The sequence below is a fragment of the Rhodohalobacter halophilus genome, from assembly GCF_001715195.1.
Taxonomy (GTDB): domain Bacteria; phylum Bacteroidota; class Rhodothermia; order Balneolales; family Balneolaceae; genus Rhodohalobacter; species Rhodohalobacter halophilus.
This window is the reverse complement of the sequence record NZ_MDWE01000023.1, coordinates 1-22,024: the sequence shown is the minus strand read 5'-3', so window position 1 is coordinate 22,024 and position 22,024 is coordinate 1. Positions and strand designations below refer to the sequence as shown.

The window sequence follows — 22,024 nt, the reverse complement described above, 5'->3', positions numbered from 1 at the left end:
ATGCAATGCTTCCATTACTGCAAATAGTTCCTCAATAGGAAATTTTTCTCATATTCTTCTCTTTTTTCTGCTATTTTAAGCTCATAATTATTAAGCGTATTATTACCAATAACCGGTTAATTATCATTGTTAACGCAAGATCAAATGAAGCCTCAGAATAAAAAAGTAACGATATACCAGGTAGCTAACCGTGCCGGAGTTGCCATTTCCACGGTTTCAAGGGTATTAAACGATTCTCCCAACGTTTCAGAAAAGACGAAGGAGAAAGTGAAAAAGGCGATTGATGAGCTCAATTTTCGACCACAGGTAAGTGCACGAAAATTGGCCAGCCGTAAACCACAAATGCTGGCCATTGCAGTTCCATCTTTTACTACCCCCTACTATAATGAGGTACTGAAAGGGGTTAAGGATGAGATTGGACCGATGGATCTCGACATTGTGATCTATAACACCGGTTCAAAAAATCCGAAAGAGGGAATTGAAAACTTTTTTAACAGAGGCACGGCTGATACAGTTATCAGTATCAGTATTGATATTGATGATAATATCCACCGCCAGATTCAGGCCTCCGGAATGCCCATTGTATTAATTGGCAGCTCTCACCCGGAATATGATTATATCGACCTCAATCATCGAAAAGGTGGATTCTTAGCGGGTGAACACTTGGTAAAACAGGGGTATAAAAAAATTGGTTTGATACGTCCGGCTCTGGAAACAAAAGCAGGCAGTTTACGCGAAAAAGGATTTCTGGATGCCCTCAAAGAGTTTAAAATGCCAATACATGATCACCTTTTCATTACCGGTGAAAGTACTAAGCATGCCGGATTTACAGAAGAAGCCGGTTTTGAAGCCATCAACATCTACGACCAAATGGGTGAATTTCCGGATGCCATTTTCTGCGCAAACGACACGCAGGCAATTGGAGCCTACCATGCGCTTAACAGACTTGGAATGCGGGTGCCGGACGACATCGGCTTGATGGGGTACGACAATATCAAATTTACCAAATATCTTGATTTGACCACAATCGATCAGAAGATGCACTCCATCGGTGTTCAAGCAACTAAACGATTGGCTGAGATCATCAATGGAGAAACAGACAATAAACTGCAGATTACCATTGACCCGGTACTCGTGCCAAGGAATTCAACTAACAACCCGAACAAATAATCTTTCATAATGGATCAGCAGGAGGCGCTCTCCAACTGTATTACCACGTCCAACACATCATTGCCACAATTATCAGAACCTTACAGGGGTAAGGTTAGAGACGTATATTCGCTCAATGAGAACACACTTGGAATTGTTGTTACCGATCGAATATCTGCTTTTGATCACATTATGCGACAGGCAATTCCGTTTAAAGGGCAAATTCTGAATCAGCTATCAAAATTCTCGTTTGATGCGGTATCCGATATCGTTCCAAACCACATCATAGAGGTTCCTCATCCTAATGTTACCATTGCCAAAAAGTGCGATCCTATTCCTATTGAGGTGGTGATCAGAGGGTATTTAACCGGACACGCCTGGAGAGTTTACCGTTCCGGCGTTCGCGAAATTTGCGGTGTAAGAATGCCGGACGGCATGATTGAACACCAAAAGTTTGAAAAGCCGATCCTTACTCCTGCTACAAAAGCTACAGAGGGACATGATGAGGATATCTCTGAAGTTGAGATTTTGTCAAACAATATTGTAACGGAGAAACTTTGGAGTCAGATTCGTGACGTTGCTTTTCAACTATTCGAACGGGGAACTGCGGTTGCCTATAAACAAGGTTTAATCCTTGTAGACACAAAATATGAATTTGGCCTTTATAACGGAGAACTTACACTGATTGATGAAGTTCACACGTCCGATTCATCCCGATATTTTTACCTGGACGGATACGAAGAGCGCCAGAAAAAACGAGAGCCTCAGCGGCAGCTTTCAAAAGAGTTTTTGCGTGAATGGCTGATGGAGAAAAATTTTCAGGGAAAAGATGGACAAACACTGCCGGACCTGCCCGACCAGTTCCGATGGAGTATCTATCAACGTTATTCCGAACTGTTTGAAACTTTGACAGGATCGTCTTTTGAACCCAAACTGATCCGGGATATCGATTCCGATCTGGACAAAGTATTTAAAGAGTATATCTAAAACGATCAAAGGTCCCGTTTAACGGCAATAAATGCGGTATGATAGTGCACATTAATTTTGCCGTTATTCTTCTCCCTCCAGTACCGGTCCAGTAATTTTAACTGCTTAACATTCAGCCTCTTTCCGTTTACACTTGTTCCTGAACCTGAGTTTTTCAACTCCCTGTAGAATTCAAAAAGGGAAGTGTATTCAAGATTCGTCTGATCCTCGTAATAATCAACCTTCACCGGCCCCATCGAAAGGTTAATAACCATCTCTTCCAGGTCCGGTAATGGATTGGCTGTGAAGGGCAATCCTAAATCTAAACAGTTTTTTCTCCATTGAGGAAATGAATCATCCCCCGGAAATGACATCAATAGTAAACCGCCGGGTTTAAGTGCCGGCAGAATTTTGGCTACTGTTTGAGCCGGATGTTTGAGCCAGTGGAGTAAAAAGTTGGATAGAATAAGTGAGTACGTCTCCTCTTCCCACTCCTCTTGTTCAATATCTAACTGCTTGAACGTAAAGTTGGAATTTCCGGAATGTTTCTCCCTGTTTTTATTCAGCATCTGGGAGGATACATCTGTAATCAGCACTTCACGTGATGAATACATACCGGCAAGTTTTTCTGTAAGAAAACCGGTACCGGCACCTACTTCAAGAATCGTCCCTTCCGGAATGGAGTACTGCCACGGCTGAAGTGCATTTGCCAGGCGGTCTGAAGTCAACTTTTGAATTCTGGCTGACCGGTCATACTCATCTGCCGATTCAGAAAATCGTTGAATGATTTTCTGTTTGGGAAATTCCATACTTGATGATTGAATATTTTAATTTGGGTTCGTCCAGGTAGAATCGGATTCAAATGTACGCCCCATTGCCCTGAACTGCCGAACAAAACGGCGTTTCCCAACACTTGGAGCAAATTGGCCGTATTCAAGCATAAAGAGCCGCTCTGTTTCAGGATCATGATAGAAAAAATTCACAAAGGGGCCGCCCATAAAGTCATTTGTCATTCGCCACGTTCCTAGTGTTTCAAAGCCGGTTAGTCGGTTGTCTAATTCCATCTCTTTCGTGGTTACTACACGCGGATCACGGTACTCTGTGGTTACATATGATCCTTCTCTTGTTCCCTGCACATATTTTTGAAGCAGAGAGTCTCGTGTAGAATTGATCCAGTCATAATCCAGAAAATCGGCAGTCGGTACATCATCCTTCCACCAGGCAAGAATCCACCGATCATTGTCAGGCAAAGACCTTCGATACACCTGAACATTCGTAGTATCTATCGTCTTCACGTAGTCGTGCTGAATCCGCATTCTCCAGCCGTGGTTTTCCCACAGAGAATCACTCAGAGCCACTTGCTCTCCTCTGCGGTAAACTTCATCGATACGTCGATCAAATTCACGATCCATCAGATGGCCGACAAGTGACTCTTCAGAATTCCTGATTTTTTCAGAAAGTTCAGTATCATCGTTTGATGTCAAAATGAGTGCCCACTGGTCACGTACCCAGCGATCTTCAAGAGGAAAGGCGAAACTTTCGCCGCTTCGCACCCTCTCTTCAACCTCATCACTAAGCACCGCGCGAATAAATGAGGCAACATTCGACTCTTCGTCGATGGGAGCCGCAAAGATGATATTCTTGAGTTCTCTGAGTCGGTCCAGTTCATCATTATTCCGGAAGTCCCTGAAAATGAGTCGGTAAGTAGGCTCATAGCTAGGAAGCGTCTCAATCGCTTTGCCAAACGTCTCTTCAATGGCTAGTGCAGTTTCACTGTCCCATTTTGTGGAGTCCATTACAACAAACACTTCATCAATCTGACCGATCGACATCGGCCTGTAATCAGATTCACAGGCATTCATAATTAATAGAACGAGGATAACTGGAAGCAGGTAAAATCTATTTTTCATAACTTTTTAAGTATGCTTGATTTGTAGGCTCAAATATTCCCATATTTCAATTCTTTAACAAATTGAAAAACGTTTTCTTGCCAGCCGTTATTGGGATAGTTGGATTTAATAGTATCGATTAAGGCACTGCCCACGATAAACCCATCCAGTTTTTTAGAAATTACTTGCGCATCTTGGTGATTTTTAATTCCAAAACCGACCAGTTTCGGATTTTGAGTCACATTTTTATTGACCCGGTCAATAAACATCGATACAGAATCAGCTACTTCATTCCCCTCACGGGCTCCAGTTACTCCTGTAACAGATACACAGTAAACAAAACCGCTGCTCTCTTCATCCACTCTCCGCATTCGTTCATCGGTAGAGTTTGGGGCAACCAGGTAGATCATGTTCAGGTTATTATTGGATGCAGCTTTAGATAATATCGCAGACTCCTCAAGCGGTGCATCCGGGATAATCAACCCATCCACGCCACATTTTGAAGCCTCTTCACAAAACTTTTTCACTCCATACTTTAACACCGGATTGATATACCCCATTAAGATGATCGGGATTTCAGACTTTTCCCGTATCTGTTTAACCATATCAAATATTTTCGGGATGGTGATACCGTTCTGAATTGACACATTGCTGGCCTCCTGAATGGTCGGGCCGTCAGCCAGGGGATCACTGAATGGCATCCCCAACTCAATGAGTTCAGCCCCATTTGCTTCGAATCCCAATACAAGATCAACCGTATCTTCAAGATTTGGATATCCTGCCGTTATAAAGAGAGACATCACCTTATCGTGCTTGTCTCTATTTGTAAAGAGAGATGTAATTCGTCCGTTATGATTGTTCATTTTCTAAATTTTTGCGTATCAATTCTTGATAAAAGTAAGGCATGGTTCAGGCAAACCAGTCTGAAATGGTTTTCATGTCTTTATCGCCTCTCCCTGAAAAGTTAACAGCTACAATTTCATCTTTTTGAGTCGTTGGCATCAACTTTTCAAGAAAAGCCAGAGCATGTGCTGTTTCAATTGCCGGAATGATCCCCTCCTTTTCTGAAACCAATTTTACCGCATTCATTGCCTCCTCATCCGTCACACCGTAGTAATGCACACGTTTTGAGTCGTGGAGATGAGCATGTTCCGGGCCAATACCTGGGTAGTCGAGACCGGCACTTACGGAGTGAGCCAGCTGAATCTGCCCTTCTTCACTTTGCAGCAAATAGCTTAGTGAACCGTGTAAAACTCCCGGAACACCTTTTGTGATGGTAGCGGCTGTTTGATCGGTATCTGCTCCAAGCCCCGCCGCTTCAACACCGATCATTTTTACCATGTCATTTTCGATAAATGGATAGAAAAAACCTATGGCATTACTTCCACCGCCAACGCAGGCAATCAGATAATCAGGGTCTCTCCCTTCTGATTTTCGTATCTGTTCACCGGTCTCCTCCCCAATCACGCGATGAAAATTTCGGGTCATCATTGGATAGGGATGCGGACCCACAACAGATCCGATGATATAAAATGTATTTTCCACATTAGTCACCCAATCCCGGATCGCTTCATTTGTGGCATCCTTCAAGGTTTTCGATCCGCTGTGTACACCGCGAACTTCAGCGCCCAGAAGCCTCATTCGTTCAACATTCAATTTTTGGCGCTCCATATCCTCAGCACCCATGTATATAACACAGTCAAAGCCGAACTTTGCACAAGCAGTTGCCGTCGCTACTCCGTGTTGCCCGGCTCCGGTTTCGGCAATAATTCTGGATTTACCCATTTTTCTTGCCAAAAGAAGCTGCCCAATTGCGTTGTTGATTTTATGAGCTCCGGTATGACACAAATCCTCACGTTTAAAATAAATTTTTGCTTTTCCATAGTGATCTGTCAACCGGTTCGCATAGGTCAATTTTGTCGGTCTTCCAACATATTCGCGTAGTAAATCGTGATACTCCTTTTGAAAAACCGGGTCGTCCAGAGTTTCTTCATAGGCAGCTTCTAATTCCTCAAGGGCAGGAATTAAAATTTCCGGAACAAACTTACCGCCAAACTTCCCAAAATATCCTTCTTTTGTTGGGGCTGTGTATTTCATAATCTTAGCCTGTCAATTCTTATAAAGTCAATAATTAGCAGCGGGATCCATCAATCGGTTTGTCAACAATCCCAAACATGATGCTTTAAAGTTCCTGCTCCTCCCAAATCTCACGCATTTCATCAAAGAAGCGTTCAATCTTATCAAAATCTTTTAAACCGGGAGAATCCTCGAGACTGCTTGAGAGATCCACGGCGTAAGGCTGAACAGCATCAATGGCTTTACGAACATTCTCCGTCTTTAACCCTCCGGAAAGGAAAAATGGTTTATCGTGAGTGATATTCTCCAATATTTTCCAATCAAAAGATTTGCCCGTCCCGCCCCACTCTGTTTCACTTTTGGTATCAAATAGAATGAACTCAATCTCATTCAAATATGACTCGATGGAGTTCTCAAGATCCGCCGGATCTGTATCTTCGTCTATATGAAATGCTTTTATAACCGGTTTTTCAACTAAGCTGCAGTAGTCGGGCGACTCATTACCGTGAAGCTGCACATAGTCCACTCCGGTCTGTTTAGCGATACTGTTCACATCATCGAGCGGCTGATTTACAAAAACACCAACTTTCCCCGGCCCTTCAAGCCAGTTAATAATAGCACCTGCTTTTGCAGGGTCAACATAGCGCGGGCTCTCCGGATAAAAAATAAAACCAAGAAAATCTGCCAGCGCACCTGACACAAATCGTGCATCCTCTAACGTGGTTAATCCGCAAATTTTTACTTTTGTTCTGTTTTCTGGTTCTGCAAACATGAACTGATTTGTTTTCTAAAATTTCTGTTCTTTGTTCAGGAGTTCTTTCAATGCTTTACCCGGATCGTGCTGTTTCATTAAATGTTCACCGATCAGAGCAGCATGTATGCCTTTTTTCTTCAAATGGGAAATATCTTCTCGTTTGTGAATGCCGCTTTCCGAAACTTTTATAATGTTTTCCGGTGCCCGATTCAGTAGCTCAATACCTCGATGAAGATCCACTTCAAACGTGTTTAAGTTACGGTTATTCACGCCCAGAATCTCAATCTGATCCCAATTCATGGACTCAACTTCTTCTTCATGATAACACTCAACCAACGCCTGTAAACCAAATTCTTTGGTTGCAGCCAATAACTCGGAAAGTTGATTGCCTTCATAGATCGTTGCGATTAAAAGTATGGCATCTGCACCACTCGCTCTCGCCTCTTTTATCTGATACGGGTCTAAAATAAAATCCTTTCTTAATACAGGTATGGGACTCAAATCAGAGATTTTCTCCAGGTAGTCAAGAGATCCCTGAAAAAAGGGTTCATCTGTAAGTACAGAGATAGCCGATGCCCCTGATTCGATGTACCGATCTGCAATTTTCTCAGGATCAAAATCGTCTCGTATCACTCCTTTTGAGGGAGAAGCTTTTTTCACTTCAGCAATGATCGATACAGACTCACTGTCAGAAAGTGCATCACTCATCAGCTTCCGTGGTTTTTCAAACCGTGGAAAACTTTCAAAATCGCGCATTGATACCCTGCGTCTCTTTTTCTTGAGATCCTCTAAAGTCTGTTCAGTGATTCGATTCAGAATGGATACCATCAGATTTGAGATAATTTTTGAGATACAGTAATAAATTCATCCAGTTTTCGACTCGCCTCGCCCGTCTCAATGCTCTTTATCGCTTTTTGATTGGCATCTTGAAGTGAATCTGATGCTCCGGCAGCATGTATGGCAAATGCCGCATTCAGCGTTACGATATTCTGCTGTGCCCGGGTTGCTTCGCCATCCATAATGTTCTTGATGATTGAAGCATTCTTTTTAGCATCGCCCCCCATAAGAGATTCCATACTCTCCTTTTGATAATTCAACGATTCAGGATCAAATGTTACGGAACCGTTGGTGAGGTTTGATTGAAGTTCAAAAATTTCGCTCTGGCTTGTCAGAGAGACTTCATCCAGCCCATCATGAGCGTTCAGGGTGTAGGCGCGTTCAGTATCGAGATTTGCGAGTATTTGAGCCATCATAGATGCAGCTTCGCGGCTAAATGCGCCGATTACCTGGCTTTTAACATCTGCAGGGTTTAAAAGCGGCCCCAGCATATTGAAGAATGTTCTCATTTTCAGTGACCTTCTTGCCGGCATCACGTATTTCATGGCAGGATGAAAATTGGGAGCAAACATAAAGGCCATTCCGGTTTCATCAAACATCTTTTCCACGCCCGCTTTTTGCAAATTGGGTACAGCTCCTAGCTCCTCAAGTACATCATAACTGCCACTCTTGCTCGAAACACTTCGATTTCCATGCTTTAAGACCGGCACACCCGCTCCTGCAACAACAAACATGGCTGCTGTTGAAATATTAAATGTTCCGGATTTGTCGCCTCCCGTTCCACAAAGATCAACGGCTCCATCGCTGTTTACTTCAACCGGGACAGACTCCTTTCGCATCACTTCTACAAAAGCGGTTAATTCACCCACCGTCTCTCCTTTACTCCGCATGCCCATCAAAAACGCGGCAATTTCGGCGTCAGATACTTCACCTTTCAGTATCAGGTTCAAGGCAGAAGATGCCTCATCTGTCTCCAGGTTTTCACTGATAGAAATTTTCTCTAAATAGTATGTAAACTCTTTGCTCAAAATATTTTACCGTTTATATGATTCAATACTTAGTTCTGACGGATCCAGTTCTTTACAATTTTCGGTCCTTCCGTTGTTAAGATACTTTCCGGATGGAATTGGATACCTTCAATTGGATACTCTTTATGCCTCACCCCCATGATGACTTCATCATCTGTCCGTGCACTCACTTCCAGTACATCCGGTATGGTGGTTGAATCCAGTGCAAGTGAGTGGTATCGGGTTGCAGTAAATGCATCATCTACTTTATCAAAAACGGTTTTGCCGTCGTGATGTATTTGTGAGGTTTTACCGTGCATCAAGCTGGGTGCGTGTACAACCTTTGCGCCAAATACATTACCGATTGCCTGATGTCCCAGACAAACTCCCAGAATCGGAATCTCTTTCCCTAAAATCCGTATCACCTGTTCTGTAACACCTGCATTTTCCGGTCGACCGGGTCCGGGGGAAATCAATATTTTACTTGGGTTCAGGCATTTAATCTCCTCTACACTCATTACATCATTCCGAACCACTTTGTAGTTGTCAGTAGCCGAAGCCACAATGTGGACCAGGTTGTAAGTAAAAGAGTCGTAATTGTCGATAATTAGTATCATTGCTCAGTAATCATTCGTAGTTAAAGCTTCTGAACAAACCTGTAACGGACCGAATCGGTTCCATGACCTCTTCAGCACGTTCACGCGCTTTTTTACCGCCTTCCCTGAGTACATCGTGAACATAATCCATATCATTTTCCAACTCTTTTCTGCGATCTCGTGCATCGGCAAAATAGTCCTGAATCAATCCAAGAAGCTCTTTTTTGGCGTGACCGTAGCCGTATCCGCCGGCCCTATATTTTTGAGCCACTTCATGCTGTCGATTTTCATCTGCAAATAGTTTGATGAGTGAAAATACGTTGCATGAATCGGGGTTTTTGGGCTCTTCCAAAGCCGTGGAGTCCGTTTCGATAGACATCACCCGCTTCTTAAGTGATTTCCCTTCATCAAAGATATTAATCGTATTGTCGTACGATTTACTCATCTTACGTCCATCAATTCCCGGAACTGTTGCCACACTTTTTACGATATACTCTTCCGGAATCTTAAGCAGTTCCTCGTCATATGCCCGATTCAATTTTCCGGCCAGATCACGTGCAATTTCAATGTTCTGTTTCTGATCTTCACCGACCGGAACCAGATCAGAGTGGTAGATTAAAATATCCGCAGCTTGTAGAATTGGATAGGTAAACAGACCGATATTCGGGTTCAATCCGTTCGCGATTTTATCTTTGTACGCCACTCCTTTCTCCATTAAGGAAACCGGAGTCAGGCATCCGAGAATCCATGCCAGTTCGGTAGTTTGCGGAACATCCGACTGGGCAAAAAATGTACATTTATTGGGATCTAGCCCTAATGCCAGGTAATCAAGCACTACATCTTTTGTGTACTCCTCAAGAAGTTGTCCGTCGTTCAGAGAAGTAAGTGAGTGATAATTGGCCAAAAAGTAGAAGGAATCTCCCTCCTCCTGCATGGCGATGTGCTGTCTCATCGCACCAAAGTAATTCCCGATATGCAGTTTACCTGATGGTTGAATTCCGGAGAGAATCGTTTTCTTTTTTGTCATCGTATTCGTTTCGTTCTTTTAGTCTCTTTACGTTTAGATTAAGTGATATTCAGTGCAACGTTTAGCGCTTCAATTAGCGCACCGGCTTTATTTTTGGTCTCTTCAAACTCCTTATCCGGTTCACTGTCTGCCACGATCCCCGCACCTGCCTGAATGAAAACGGATCCATTGGTTACCAGCATGGTACGAATTGCAATGCAGGTATCCATGTTGCCGGAAAAATCGAAATAACCGACAGCTCCGGCATAGGGTCCACGTTTGGTTGGCTCCAGTTCATCAATTATTTCCATGGCACGAATTTTCGGTGCGCCGCTAACGGTGCCGGCAGGAAAACACTGCATCAGGGCATCCACGGATGATTGATCTTCCGAAAGTTCTCCGATTACATCCGATACAATATGCATCACGTGTGAAAATCGCTCAATGGCCATATTTCTTTCCAGCTTAACAGTTCCGGATTTACAAACCCGGGATAGATCATTTCGCCCCAAATCAACCAGCATGATGTGTTCAGCAATCTCTTTCGGATCATTCAACAGATCTTTTTCCAGCTCAAGATCTTCTTCATGATTTATTCCCCTCGGCCGGGTTCCGGCAATTGGAAGTAACCGTGCTTCTTTCCCCGTTGTTCGAACCAATACCTCCGGTGATGAGCCTACTAATGAAAACTCATCAAAATCCAGAAAGAACAGGTAGGGAGATGGATTTACCATCCTCAATGCTCTGTAAAGAGTGAATTTGTCGCCTTCAAACGGAACTTCAAACCGCTGGGAAAGGACAACCTGAAAAATATCCCCTTCGTAGATGTACTCTTTTGCCCTGTTAACGACGGAATGGAATTTTGTCTGCGTGATATTGCTGCTCAATGATGACGTATCAAGTTGAAAGGAGCCCGGTTTGGATGGAACAGCTACAGCTTTATCCTCCATTATATCCAGGGCTGATTCTGCTTCTGAATAGGCTTTTTCAAGATCAGTAGATTCATCTACAAAAACCGTCTTCATGATGATGACCTGTTGCTTTACATGATCAAATGCATACACTTCATCATAGAAAGCCCAGATCGCTTCCGGTACATCCAGATCTTGTTTGGGAACATGGGGAAGATTTTCAACCTCTCGAACGGTGTCATAGGATGAAAATCCCACAGCACCACCTGTCAAACGGGGTAATTCAGGCAAATTTGGCTCACTGTGCTCTGTTGTAAGCCGTTCAAGTGCTGAAAAATAGTTCTCTTTAAGTTCTGTTTTTTCATCGTTTACCTGCAGTTCAACCCGGTTACCGTCGAATGTCAATACCTGGTATGGATTACTGCCCAGAAATGAGTATCGGGCAAGATGTTCTCCCCCCTCTACAGACTCAAAAAGAAACGGGTAGTGCGCCTTTTCCCGAATTGATAGAAAAAGTGAAACCGGGGTTAATATATCGGCCATCATCCGTCTGTAGACCGGAATGGCAGTATACTGCTTGGCTAACTCTGAAAATTGATTGAAATCCATATGCTATAAATAAAAAAACCCGCAACCGTAACACGGCAGCGGGTTTAATAATTCTTTCTGAAACGTAATCAAATCATAGTGATTCCACTGCCGAAATATTTCGCGCGGGCCACCACCAATTGATATGTACGTTATGCTTTTTCATACGTGCAGAAAGTATAGGTTGGTTTGTTTAAATGCAACAGATTTGTGAACAAATGTGATAAAACTTTTCGATTAAGCTGATCATTACAAATTTGCATAAAAAAAGCCGACTCATCAATGAGCCGGCTTTAAATAGTTTATTATCTGTCTGTCACTTAGTTTTTCTTGGTTACAAGAAGAACAACAAGACCGATAATTACAGCTAAACTTACCAGGAACAGGATAAACATTAAGTTAGATGTTGCAGGAGCATTCTCCCCCCAGGTTCCCAATTCTACGTCAATTTCTGCCATTTCTGATGTACTGAGTACATTACCCTGTATCATCAGTTCTCCCCACTGTCCTTTCACAGTTGAGTTCCAGAAGTTGGCAAAATTACGATACACTTCGTAGTCTTCTTCGCTGTTTGATTCTACAGCTTGCTGTGAAGACTCCCGCACGTAGATACCAAGTGCATCAAAGAAAGTGCTTGCACTTGTGAAAGACCCGAGCTCAATGCCATTCTGGTTAAATGCAGTTGAGAGTGAATTCCACAGTTTGTTGTCTATACTTGCCTGCCATGCAGCTAGCATATCAGACACTTCCTGGCGTTCCTGAACAGGAGAGTCAGGTGTAAATGTATTTGTCAAACGGTCGCCAATTCTGTCCCACACATCAGCAAAATATCCATGCTGAGCTCTCATGGCCAGATAGTCACCCGCAGCCAAATCAGAGCTTTGATTTGCTGTATTGGTGTATTCGGCGATAATTGTTTTCAGCACTTCTACTGGATTGTCTTCCATTCGCTCAGCCGCATCAGCAATTTCTGACTGAGTTGCAGCATCCATAGACTGATACTTCGTCATCAGATTTTCGAGAAACTCGGTTACAAACTGATCCCGTGTTTCCAGATTTTCGCGATATTGACGAATCAGGGCTGCTTGTCTTCTTTCATTGGCAGATGATCTGTCGAGCTGCTCTTTTAGGTTCGCCTGTTCTTCATCCAGGTCAGAAAGTTGATTTCTAAAGCCGTCCAGTTCGTCCATCAAACCACGGATTCGCTCATTCAGCTCCTCAATTACAGTGATATTCTGCTCTGAAGCTGTGTAGCGGTTTCTCAAATCTTCAATTCTCTGCGAAAATGTTTCTGGATATAGTGCCGCATTGATAATTGAAGAGTATTCAGAGTAGTCTGCCTCAAGTGCATCAATATCTGCGTTTAACCCTTGCAGATCATCGGAAGAAACAGCGTTATCTACCCGGTTTACAAGTTCTGAGTAATCTGCTCTGAAATCTTGCTGTATCTGGTAGTCAGATTGTTGAGCTACAGCTGTTGAACTGATAACGAACAAGAGAGCAGCAAAAATCGATAGAGTTTGTTGTATTGATTTCTTCATGATATTTGTCTCTTAGTTTCGTCCTTCGTGATTGAGATTGTATGTATTCCCTGAAGCCAGATCAACCAATTCGATAAATCCATCGCGCTGGTTGAACGCAGGCTGACCAAGGCCATTTGCTGTAATCTCAATTTTATTTTTCAGTTTCAGTTCCCCTTCGTCCGTTTCAAATACATATACGTTGTTGAAATCGGCTGCTGTTACAAAATAGTAACCCGCACTGTTTCGAATCAGGCGAATCTCATTCGCTGAGGAAGAACCCTCTTCTTCAAGCAAATTTGAGATGTTGAACTTAATTGCATAACGCTGATCGTGTACGTCGTTATTCGAATCCGGAGTGAGTACGCTTTCAATAGGTTGAGCGTAATCCACATTCTGAATAACTAACGACGGCCCGCAGGCTGCAGCGCCAAACAAGAGTGCAACACACATTGCGAGTGTGGTAATTGTTGGTTTTGCCATAGTAGTTAGTTTATGATGTTTTAGTGATTATTGGTTTATATAACCTTATGATAGATTTGTTTCTTAAACGCTTAAAATAGCGTGAAATGGTATGGTTTGATCCAAATTTTCTACACCATTTAACGCCTCAATTTCCATAACAAAAGAGTACCCGATGATGTTTCCTCCCAGTTTTTCGACCAGTCTGGTGGCAGCAAGCGCAGAACCGCCTGTTGCAATTAAGTCATCATGAATCAATACGTTGTCTCCGGGCTGAATAGAGTCTTTATGCATTTCCAGTATGTCTGTTCCATATTCGAGTTCGTACTCAACAGATTCGGTTTCAGCCGGTAATTTATTCGGTTTTCTGATGGGAATAAATCCTGCATGTAAATCCTGCGCAAGGTTTGTACCAAATAAAAAGCCACGCGATTCAAGTCCGGCTACATAATCCACTCGGTATCCTCTAAATGGTTCCGCTAAAAGCCTGGAGGTTAACTCAAGCAGGTATTTGTCGTTCAACAGAGGAGTGATATCTTTGTAAACAATTCCCGGTTTTGGAAAATCCGAAACTGAACGTACAGCCTCCTTCAGGATTTTGTTTAACGATTGTTTGGCATCATTTAATGACATCCCTTATACCCGCTTCGCCGTAAATTTCTTTTATATTAACACAAAGCACTAAACATAATATATTTTGCTGCAAATGTTTAATGGAAATAGTACACAAACTGAAAATTTTCATCAGCGATTTATGCTGCAGGCTTTTCTTTTAGCCGAAAAGGCATTTGATGAAGGTGAAGTACCTGTCGGGGCCGTAATAGTTTACGAAAATACTATTGTAGGAAAAGGCTATAATCAGGTTGAACGGTTAAATGATCCGACAGCCCATGCCGAGATGATTGCGATCTCTGCAGCCTGTGACACGCTTACGAACAAATACTTAAGTGATTGCACTCTATATGTCACCCTGGAGCCCTGCATGATGTGTAGCGGTGCAGCGGTATGGTCAAAGTTAAAAAGAGTGGTGTTTGGAGCCATGGATGAACAGGCCGGCGGTTGCGGTTCACGTTTCAATATCACAGAAAACAGAAATTTGAACCACCGTTTGGAGGTGATTCAGGGAGTTATGGAAGCTGATTGTGAGTATCTGCTCAAAGAATTTTTTAGAAGTAAGCGAGGATAATAATTCCTGGGACGTTTTCATCAACCAAGCCTCTATCGACCTACTCCCCAGGTTTCCAGAAAACGAGCCCATTTAACAAGTAATCGTCTTCTACCCCGTACCGTGGTCAGTGGTATGACTACCTTCACGATCATATAAATGAGAAAGATGGTCAGTAGCAGAATCCAGATAGCATAATCCTGGTATACAGTCAGGTAGTGGATCATTGGTTGACCGATCAAAACGGTTAACCCGACCAGAAGCGGAGTCCAGACCGCTACGGATATCACAAAATAGATCAGAAATTTTTTAAAGCTTGTTTTTAGAAGTCCGGCAGAAAAATAGGTTGGAAAACGAGCTCCCGGTATAAATCGAGCAATAAAGAGTAGCTCCATCCCATACATTTCGTAAAGATTTTGAGCACGATTCAAATCATTTTCTGCGACCATCCAACGAAATGGTGCTCTTTTTAGAATCGGACTCCCAACAGCTTTACCCAGCCAATAAATATTGGTATCAACAATTACAATGCCGATAAAGACACTCAGCACGGCCACGTAGAATGGCAGGATCCCACCTGCAGCAAGAAGCCCTGCTGTAATGACGGATAGATCCTCGCTGAAAATGGTAAATGTCATAATCAGCAAAATAATAATAACAAGAGCTTTGCCGTGAAGAGGTTCAACATCATCAGAGTCGAAAGGTTCGTTTGATTTTTCAACTCGTTCACTCGAAGCACCACCGCGGGTAGTTGCTAAGCCACTGTTGACTTCAGATATGAAAGATAAAATTTCGTTCCCCCACCCGGTTACATCGTTTTCATACCCCGACAGATCATGATTCATAACCTTTAGATCGCTCTGTGGAATTAGCCTGTTGGTCTCTTTGGCGGTAATCAGCGGTACATTTGGATCTTTTTCTGCATGAATTATTTTCACCGGCAGTTCAATCCCGGAAACCTGATCTCTAAAATCACGCTGATCGATCCTCCGCATGGTATCCACATAGTCGAGATTAAACCGTTGGTGGTTTGCCCACCCAAAGTGTGGAAATGCATAATTATACAATTGCACAAGCGGACGTACAATACTGTAGAGAGATTGATTAACATGATGATTACCAAGAAACCGAAGTTCCTGTACCCCCAGCGATCCGATCAGAGTTAAACTTTTAACAGGTAAATTCATCGAGTCGGTTACTGCAATTTCTACAGCCGGAAGACCGCCATATCCATGACCGGCAAGATGAACAGAATCAAAACTCAACTGATTTAATAAACTACGGATTAGTTCAGCCTTACCGGAAATTGTAAATCTGTCCGGAAAACCAGTTTTATGAATGGATTTGAAGTCAGGGATGATAACACGAATCGAATCACTTAAATATTCAGCAAGCGGCAGAACCGCCTCCGTATCAAAATAGACATCCGGAATCATCACCAATACAGAACTATCACTACAATTCAGTTTACAAACATCATGATAACTTACTACCCAGTTCTCCCCCCGGTTAGTAACTTCGATCTGCTTCTCATACTTACCCGGTTTCTCAACTGTAGGGTATAAAGTCTGAACAAGCCACGATCCAGAAAGCAGAAAAGCGTAAATCAGAAAACTATAAAATACTATTTGTTTCTTACTGCTCATCAAATCACTCTTCCACAACCTTTTGATTCACCTTATCAACCTGATCCATCTTCTTTTGCAGGAGACTTACCTTTTCATACAGATCTAAAGCCAACTCCTTTCGATCGCTATTCGAAATGCACGTCTCTCCAAAACAAACGTGTGCATCAACAGAACGATTCTTGGCAAAATTTAAAAAGTGCGCTCCAAATGGACTGTCTCCCCACCAACAGACAGATTCACGTGCAGGTTGATCGGAAGGTCCGGTTTCGTATGAAATACAAGCGTAGTGTACCGGCATATTACCGGACGCCGGATGCTCCAAAATGGATGCTTTAAATGGCAGAATATCATCCCCGCTTGAGGTGGTCCCTTCCGGAAATAAAACGACTCCTTTGTGATCGTCGATTTGACGCGCAACCTCATGATTCACCCTGGTTACATCAGACCGCCTGGTTCGATCGATAAATATTACTTCAAGGGTTTTTGCCATATATCCAATCACCGGCCACTGTTTGATCTCAGACTTTGCTACAAACGAGGTGTCCAGGAGCTTAAAATAGACCATGATATCAACGTAGCTGAGATGATTACTGACAAGAAAAAATGGCGGTTCCGGTGGTTTTCCTTCCATGTGTACTTTTATGGAGAGAATCCGGCATATCCATGTTCCCCACTGCCTCAGCCAGAGATTACGCCATCGGCCGGTCTCTTTTCCAAATAGTTTTAAAAAGAAATATCCAATCGCAAAACAGCTGTAGAGAACCAGCGTTGCAAGAATCGTGAGAAATGTTTTAAAAAGTGCTCTCAGTAAATCCATGCGAGAAAATAACTCTTTCTACACTCGCATTGCAATATGATTTACTGTCTGATGCGATACCCATATTGATTTTTTCCGTATCAGTGGGGCTTCAAACCGCACATATGTAATGGTTAACCAAACATTGCTTAAAGTCAATCCCACATTGAATGAATTTGACGGATCAAACATTTTCTTAGAAGTGAGGATCTTATTCGTATTTTTAGACGTTCAGTAAACGGATCATATAGAGATTATTACGCCATCTTAGCAATGTTATACAGTAAATCATTTTTTAACGGAGAAGACAAAGACTGGGTTGTCTTTGTGCATGGTGCCGGTGGATCATCATCCATCTGGTTTCGCCAGCTAAAGGCGTATAAAGATGAATTTAATGTGCTGCTTGTGGATCTCCGCGGACACGGAAAGTCTAAAGAGATGAGTACGATGAAAAAGTACTACAAAGAGAAATACACATTTAAAACCGTCAGCTACGATGTACTGGAGGTTCTGAAACAGGAAAATATTCAGAAAGCTCATTTTGTCGGTGTTTCATTAGGAACAATTATTATACGCACCATTGCAGAAATTAATCCTGATGTGGTAAAATCTGCGGTAATGTGCGGTGCTATCACCCGTCTCGATGTCAGGAGCCGTGTACTGGTCTGGCTCGGCCATACCTTCAAAAAAGTGGTTCCTTTTATCTGGCTCTATAAGCTTTTCGCATGGATTATCATGCCGAAAAAAAATCATGAGGAGTCCAGGTCACTTTTTGTAAAAGATGCTAAAAATTTAGCACGAAAAGAGTTTTTGAAATGGTTTCGGCTCACATATGATGTGAACCCTCTTTTACGCTACTTTAAAGAGAAAGAGATGGAAGCCCCTACTCTTTATATTATGGGTGAAGAGGATCACATGTTTTTACCCCCGGTTCGGAAAATGATTCAGGAATTTAAACACAGCGAACTGGTTGTTGTTGAGGGAAGTGGCCACGTGGTGAATGTTGATAAACCCGATGAGTTCAATCAAATCACACTCGAGTATTTACATCGTCAAAGTGACTTAAAGAAAGTCGAATCCTGAAACAAAAAAACCTGTCAGGGTTTTCACCCCAACAGGTTTTCTTAAAGTTCGCAAATATTACCTATCTGCCCGGAGTTAATCGCTCCTCACGAATAATTCTCGACAGCCAAGCTTCTGCTTGTACTGAGCTTTGAATTTCACGCGTATAGGAGATAGCATCATCCGGATCTTCGAAGCCACGGTAAGCAACAAAATAGTAATCAGTAGCAGGGTTGAAGAGCATGTGTGCATCGTATCCCTGTTCAAGAAATCGATCATACAATCTGTCTGCATTGGATTTTACAATAAACGATCCCCCGATCACATAGAAGTTAAGATTACTGTAATCCCCGTTCATATTCTCCATCTCTACTTCTCTCCACTCACCCTTGTATTCGGAGAGATCTCTTCGGTTTACGTTACCTTCCTGAAGTTGTCTGGCTTCAAGCTGTGCTTTCAATCGATCGATCTCTTCACGATCAACGGTCTGTGGTGTTGTACTTAGTTCAACTTGTTCTTCGACTACTTCCAAACCGTTTGTAATAACTTCATTCTCAGATTCTGCGTGATTCGTTTCTGAGTATCTTAGTTCATTATCACTCGCAATTCCATATGAGGGTGAATTCGGACTGATATATTCAAATCGGTTTCTGTGCCTTTCCTGGGCATTATCAACCAGCTCTTGCTGTGAGCTGAATCGTTTAGCAAACCTTTCCGGTACGGACTCTTCCAGTTCAGCCTGCAACAGAATAATCAGCTCATTTTCAATGACATCTGATGAGTTGTACCCAAACAGATACTTCAACCCAAAAAACCATCCCGGCAAATCTTTCAGAATCGGAATACCTCTTCTGACCCTGGCTTCTTCGGTTCGATACAGTCCTGCAATCACTGTGCTTTCGCCATCAAGAAGCAACGCGTGTGTTTCTGCTTGCTGCTTACTGATTACGGTACTTACAGGATCCGGTTGAGCAGAAGACCGCTCGGCCTGTATTTCCAAATAGATGAGAGTCGTATCCGCATATTCCACAATCTGGGGAGTCACTTCAAGAATTGTACCTGTGCTAAAAAACTGGTCGGTAACATTACCTGCAAAATCTCGCTGTTTAATGGAAAAATCCTCACCCACCTGTATGCGGCCCGGTTCCCCGTTCATCACTTTCACTGAGGGAGTTGCAAGAATTTGCCCAAGGTTGTCGGCTTCAAATGCACTGAAAAGTGCCTGCACTTCAATTCCGCTATTACCAACTTCTCCAAAGTTTACAATTGAATTAAACACATTTTGTGACACATTCTGGGCTCCACGGGAATTAATGTTCACAAAACTGCTTTCAAACTCAGAAGTCGGAAATTGACCGTCTGAAGATCCGCCTCCACCGCCTCCATCCTGGTTAACCAGGTCAGAGAGATTTTCCGGTACGCCGCTTGTCAATGTAGACCAATCCACACCGATTTCGCGAAGAGCACGTTTACTGCCTTCAAAAAATGTAGCATTAATACGTACCTCGCGGGTTCCCGTGTTGATTTGAATTCCATCTAATGCAGCAGGCCCTGTCTGTTGGCCGGGTTGCTGTCCTGTTGTGCCCCGACGCTCTACCTCCTGTTGGGCATCAGCCTCAGCCTGAGTTACAATTTCATAGAGATCTGCCTCCTCAAATGCCACAAATTTCTGTACGCGTAAAATATAATCAAGAGCTTCGCGCCAGTGCATGGCGGGCAGTGTTACGCCAATCTGTCCCGTATATCCGGTTCTATCGATAATAAATTTCCCTTCAAAATCCTGGGCAAACTGGTTGAGCACATCAATGGCTTCAGGAAAAGTTGTCCTGCGATCAAAAGCGATCATCTCATCAGGGTTGGTGTACTCTCTGGGGATACGATCCTGTGCAGAAACAAATTCAACCGCCACGGAAGCGATGAAAAGTGTCATCAAAAAGGCTGCTATTTTCGTGCTTTTCATTGTTTTTTGGATTAATTTCATCGTTGTACCTCCAGTGTTACCACTTCGATAATTCCACCTTTATTGAGCCTGAAAGAGGCCGATCCTTGTTGCATGTTGATTCGTTCCAACCGGCCCAGGTATACCCTGTCGTTCACCCTCAGAGTATTCATCCTTCCGGTCTGATCCATCATGTAAATAGCGTTGCTTGTAAGCCCCACGATCCTGCTCTGTTCCACATTTGGAAGTCCGTCTTCGTTGGGCGGAATGTTCCTTATGAGTGGAAAGAATGGATTGTGATTGGAACTATTTGAACGAAATGCGATATCGGGCGTTCTGTTATTATTATCGAACACATTCACTCTGTCGTAATGACTCTGTAAGTTAAAGGTGAAGTTCACATTCTGATATCCATCTGCTTCACCAGACGGGCTGATCGAAATATTGTTAATTTTTTGTACCGGCTCGCTGTATTCAATCGCGTTGATGAAACGAACCACATTTCTGTACGGTCCTGCGCCATTAATTTCTGAACTGATGACACCATACTGCTCAGAACTGGTTGAATCGCGAAAGGTAAAGTTGAAGTTGACATTCGCTCCTTCATTGATCAAAGACAGGTATCGAAAAATTTCATCAGCGTTATTATTGGAGAAGATTGTTTTGTCAAAATTTTCTATGATTGATGTAGCTTCTTCAAACTGTTCCCTGAGCATGGGAACCAGTTCGGCAGTCTCTACATCCTGCTGATAGTCGCGTTCCAATCCCTCCTTTCGCTGTTCTAGCTCTTCAATTTCTGCTTTCTGGAAAAAGTGCATGTAGGCAAATCCACCTCCATTAATCACCAGCAAGGCAAACAAAAGAATGAGTGTGTTCCGAAGACCGTAGGACATATTTGTTACCGGTTAATTGATTAATTCATTAAGACTTCGAACATTATCGGGAGTAAATTCACTATCATCTTCAATGACGGATCGAATCATCATATTGAAATAGAACACCTCCCGCTCCCGTACTTCCTCTCTCCTTACAGAGAGCAGCGTCACTGCATCAAACTGATTGGCCAGTTGTGGAATCCGATCTCTGTAGAGAGAATATCCATCCACCATAATCACATCATTATTTTGTCTGAAGCTGTTAATCCAAAGTCCGCCAACACTCTCGGCAGCTTGATTGAATTTATCGATAGTCACAGACCATCGAATATTTTCTGCACTTAGATCTCCTAACAGCTCAAGCTGATTCTGCATCTGTCCAAGCTGCATCGTCAAATCTTCAGACTCTTCAACCAATGGCTGTATTGATCGGATATCTGTCTGCAGTCGGCTATTATCCTGTTCAAGCTGACTGATCTGCTCAGAATACTGCATGTAGTAATGGTTCAATACAACCGGGCTTGCACCGATTAATATCAGTAAAATAAAACCGTGCCACTGCAGTTTAAAAAATTTCTGTCGATCCGAAATATATTCCGGAAGAAAGGTGATTTCAGGTACTTGTTTTCTTCCAATTCCGGCAGCCAGAGAGGCGATACCAATGGCCGTAGTGTAACCCGGTACAATCTCTTTCAAGCTGTTTTCACAGCTAAACAGATCCGGGTTAAATTTGAAATTATCAACTTTTAGATCAGGGAAATTTTTCCTGAAAAAATCTGTAGCATCCTCACCAACCGT

Annotated in this window: 22 protein-coding genes; 4 read left to right on the top strand and 18 right to left on the bottom strand. The window is 42.8% G+C overall.

Annotated elements, in window-relative coordinates; translation table 11 throughout:
- Positions 1-144 precede the first annotated feature (144 nt).
- Both BG260_RS07435 and BG260_RS07430 read left to right on the top strand, forming a co-directional pair.
- Entirely contained in the window at positions 145-1,170 is a 1,026-nt protein-coding gene (locus tag BG260_RS07435) for a LacI family DNA-binding transcriptional regulator (protein ID WP_069131337.1), read from the top strand.
- A gap of 9 nt (positions 1,171-1,179) precedes the next feature.
- Positions 1,180-2,136, top strand: coding sequence for a phosphoribosylaminoimidazolesuccinocarboxamide synthase (locus BG260_RS07430; protein WP_069131336.1), 957 nt, complete (start codon positions 1,180-1,182; stop codon positions 2,134-2,136).
- Between the two features lie 5 nt (positions 2,137-2,141).
- On the opposite strand, the gene BG260_RS07425 is transcribed toward BG260_RS07430, so the two are convergent.
- The 13 genes from BG260_RS07425 to BG260_RS07365 form a co-directional block, all read right to left on the bottom strand.
- Positions 2,142-2,924, bottom strand: a complete 783-nt coding sequence (locus BG260_RS07425; protein ID WP_069131335.1) for a methyltransferase — start codon at positions 2,922-2,924, stop codon at positions 2,142-2,144.
- A gap of 18 nt (positions 2,925-2,942) precedes the next feature.
- Positions 2,943-4,025, bottom strand: coding sequence for a DUF4837 family protein (locus BG260_RS07420; RefSeq protein ID WP_069131334.1), 1,083 nt, complete (start codon positions 4,023-4,025; stop codon positions 2,943-2,945).
- A gap of 29 nt (positions 4,026-4,054) precedes the next feature.
- Positions 4,055-4,867, bottom strand: coding sequence for a tryptophan synthase subunit alpha (gene trpA / locus BG260_RS07415; RefSeq protein ID WP_069131333.1), 813 nt, complete (start codon positions 4,865-4,867; stop codon positions 4,055-4,057).
- Between the two features lie 46 nt (positions 4,868-4,913).
- Positions 4,914-6,101, bottom strand: coding sequence for a tryptophan synthase subunit beta (gene trpB, locus BG260_RS07410; RefSeq protein ID WP_069131332.1), 1,188 nt, complete (start codon positions 6,099-6,101; stop codon positions 4,914-4,916).
- Between the two features lie 85 nt (positions 6,102-6,186).
- Positions 6,187-6,852, bottom strand: coding sequence for a phosphoribosylanthranilate isomerase (locus tag BG260_RS07405; RefSeq protein ID WP_069131331.1), 666 nt, complete (start codon positions 6,850-6,852; stop codon positions 6,187-6,189).
- Between the two features lie 15 nt (positions 6,853-6,867).
- The gene (gene trpC, locus BG260_RS07400; RefSeq protein ID WP_069131330.1) at positions 6,868-7,662 is read right to left on the bottom strand and encodes an indole-3-glycerol phosphate synthase TrpC; all 795 of its coding nucleotides are present in this window, start codon (positions 7,660-7,662) and stop codon (positions 6,868-6,870) included.
- On the bottom strand, positions 7,662-8,699 hold the full coding sequence (trpD, locus tag BG260_RS07395; RefSeq protein ID WP_069131329.1) for an anthranilate phosphoribosyltransferase: 1,038 nt from the start codon (positions 8,697-8,699) through the stop codon (positions 7,662-7,664). Before trpD ends, trpC begins: the two co-directional genes overlap by 1 nt.
- A 29-nt stretch (positions 8,700-8,728) precedes the next feature.
- Positions 8,729-9,295 carry an anthranilate synthase component II gene (locus BG260_RS07390; protein ID WP_069131328.1) on the bottom strand — a complete coding sequence of 189 codons (567 nt, stop codon included), beginning with the start codon at positions 9,293-9,295 and terminating at the stop codon, positions 8,729-8,731.
- 10 nt (positions 9,296-9,305) lie between these two features.
- Positions 9,306-10,301 (bottom strand): tryptophan--tRNA ligase, encoded by a 996-nt coding sequence (gene trpS / locus BG260_RS07385; RefSeq protein WP_069131327.1) that lies wholly within the window; start codon positions 10,299-10,301, stop codon positions 9,306-9,308.
- A gap of 38 nt (positions 10,302-10,339) precedes the next feature.
- Complete coding sequence (gene trpE, locus BG260_RS07380; RefSeq protein ID WP_069131326.1) at positions 10,340-11,800, bottom strand: anthranilate synthase component I; 1,461 nt, start codon at positions 11,798-11,800, stop codon at positions 10,340-10,342.
- 299 nt (positions 11,801-12,099) lie between these two features.
- Positions 12,100-13,320, bottom strand: coding sequence for a hypothetical protein (locus tag BG260_RS07375; protein ID WP_069131325.1), 1,221 nt, complete (start codon positions 13,318-13,320; stop codon positions 12,100-12,102).
- 12 nt (positions 13,321-13,332) lie between these two features.
- Positions 13,333-13,782 carry a hypothetical protein gene (locus tag BG260_RS07370; RefSeq protein ID WP_069131324.1) on the bottom strand — a complete coding sequence of 150 codons (450 nt, stop codon included), beginning with the start codon at positions 13,780-13,782 and terminating at the stop codon, positions 13,333-13,335.
- A gap of 63 nt (positions 13,783-13,845) precedes the next feature.
- Entirely contained in the window at positions 13,846-14,394 is a 549-nt protein-coding gene (locus BG260_RS07365) for an adenine phosphoribosyltransferase (protein WP_069131323.1), read from the bottom strand.
- Positions 14,395-14,467: 73 nt separating this feature from the next.
- On the opposite strand from BG260_RS07365, the gene tadA reads away from it, so the two are divergent.
- Positions 14,468-14,947 carry a tRNA adenosine(34) deaminase TadA gene (gene tadA / locus BG260_RS07360; RefSeq protein WP_069131322.1) on the top strand — a complete coding sequence of 160 codons (480 nt, stop codon included), beginning with the start codon at positions 14,468-14,470 and terminating at the stop codon, positions 14,945-14,947.
- A 32-nt stretch (positions 14,948-14,979) separates the two neighbouring features.
- Here tadA and BG260_RS07355 read toward each other — a convergent pair whose 3' ends face one another.
- Both BG260_RS07355 and BG260_RS07350 read right to left on the bottom strand, forming a co-directional pair.
- Positions 14,980-16,572 carry a VTT domain-containing protein gene (locus tag BG260_RS07355; RefSeq protein WP_069131321.1) on the bottom strand — a complete coding sequence of 531 codons (1,593 nt, stop codon included), beginning with the start codon at positions 16,570-16,572 and terminating at the stop codon, positions 14,980-14,982.
- 4 nt (positions 16,573-16,576) lie between these two features.
- On the bottom strand, positions 16,577-17,371 hold the full coding sequence (locus BG260_RS07350) for a lysophospholipid acyltransferase family protein (RefSeq protein WP_069131320.1): 795 nt from the start codon (positions 17,369-17,371) through the stop codon (positions 16,577-16,579).
- Positions 17,372-17,623: 252 nt separating this feature from the next.
- On the opposite strand from BG260_RS07350, the gene BG260_RS07345 reads away from it, so the two are divergent.
- Positions 17,624-18,433, top strand: coding sequence for an alpha/beta fold hydrolase (locus tag BG260_RS07345; RefSeq protein ID WP_069131319.1), 810 nt, complete (start codon positions 17,624-17,626; stop codon positions 18,431-18,433).
- Between the two features lie 61 nt (positions 18,434-18,494).
- Here the strand turns inward: BG260_RS07345 and BG260_RS07340 are convergent, their stop codons facing one another.
- The 3 genes from BG260_RS07340 to BG260_RS14155 form a co-directional block, all read right to left on the bottom strand.
- The gene (locus tag BG260_RS07340; RefSeq protein ID WP_245683923.1) at positions 18,495-20,372 is read right to left on the bottom strand and encodes a type II and III secretion system protein; all 1,878 of its coding nucleotides are present in this window, start codon (positions 20,370-20,372) and stop codon (positions 18,495-18,497) included.
- Positions 20,373-20,389: 17 nt separating this feature from the next.
- Positions 20,390-21,244 (bottom strand): type 4a pilus biogenesis protein PilO, encoded by an 855-nt coding sequence (gene pilO / locus BG260_RS07335; RefSeq protein WP_069131317.1) that lies wholly within the window; start codon positions 21,242-21,244, stop codon positions 20,390-20,392.
- A gap of 12 nt (positions 21,245-21,256) precedes the next feature.
- The coding region (locus BG260_RS14155) for a PilN domain-containing protein (RefSeq protein WP_408005554.1) at positions 21,257-22,024 on the bottom strand (768 nt) is incomplete at its 5' end.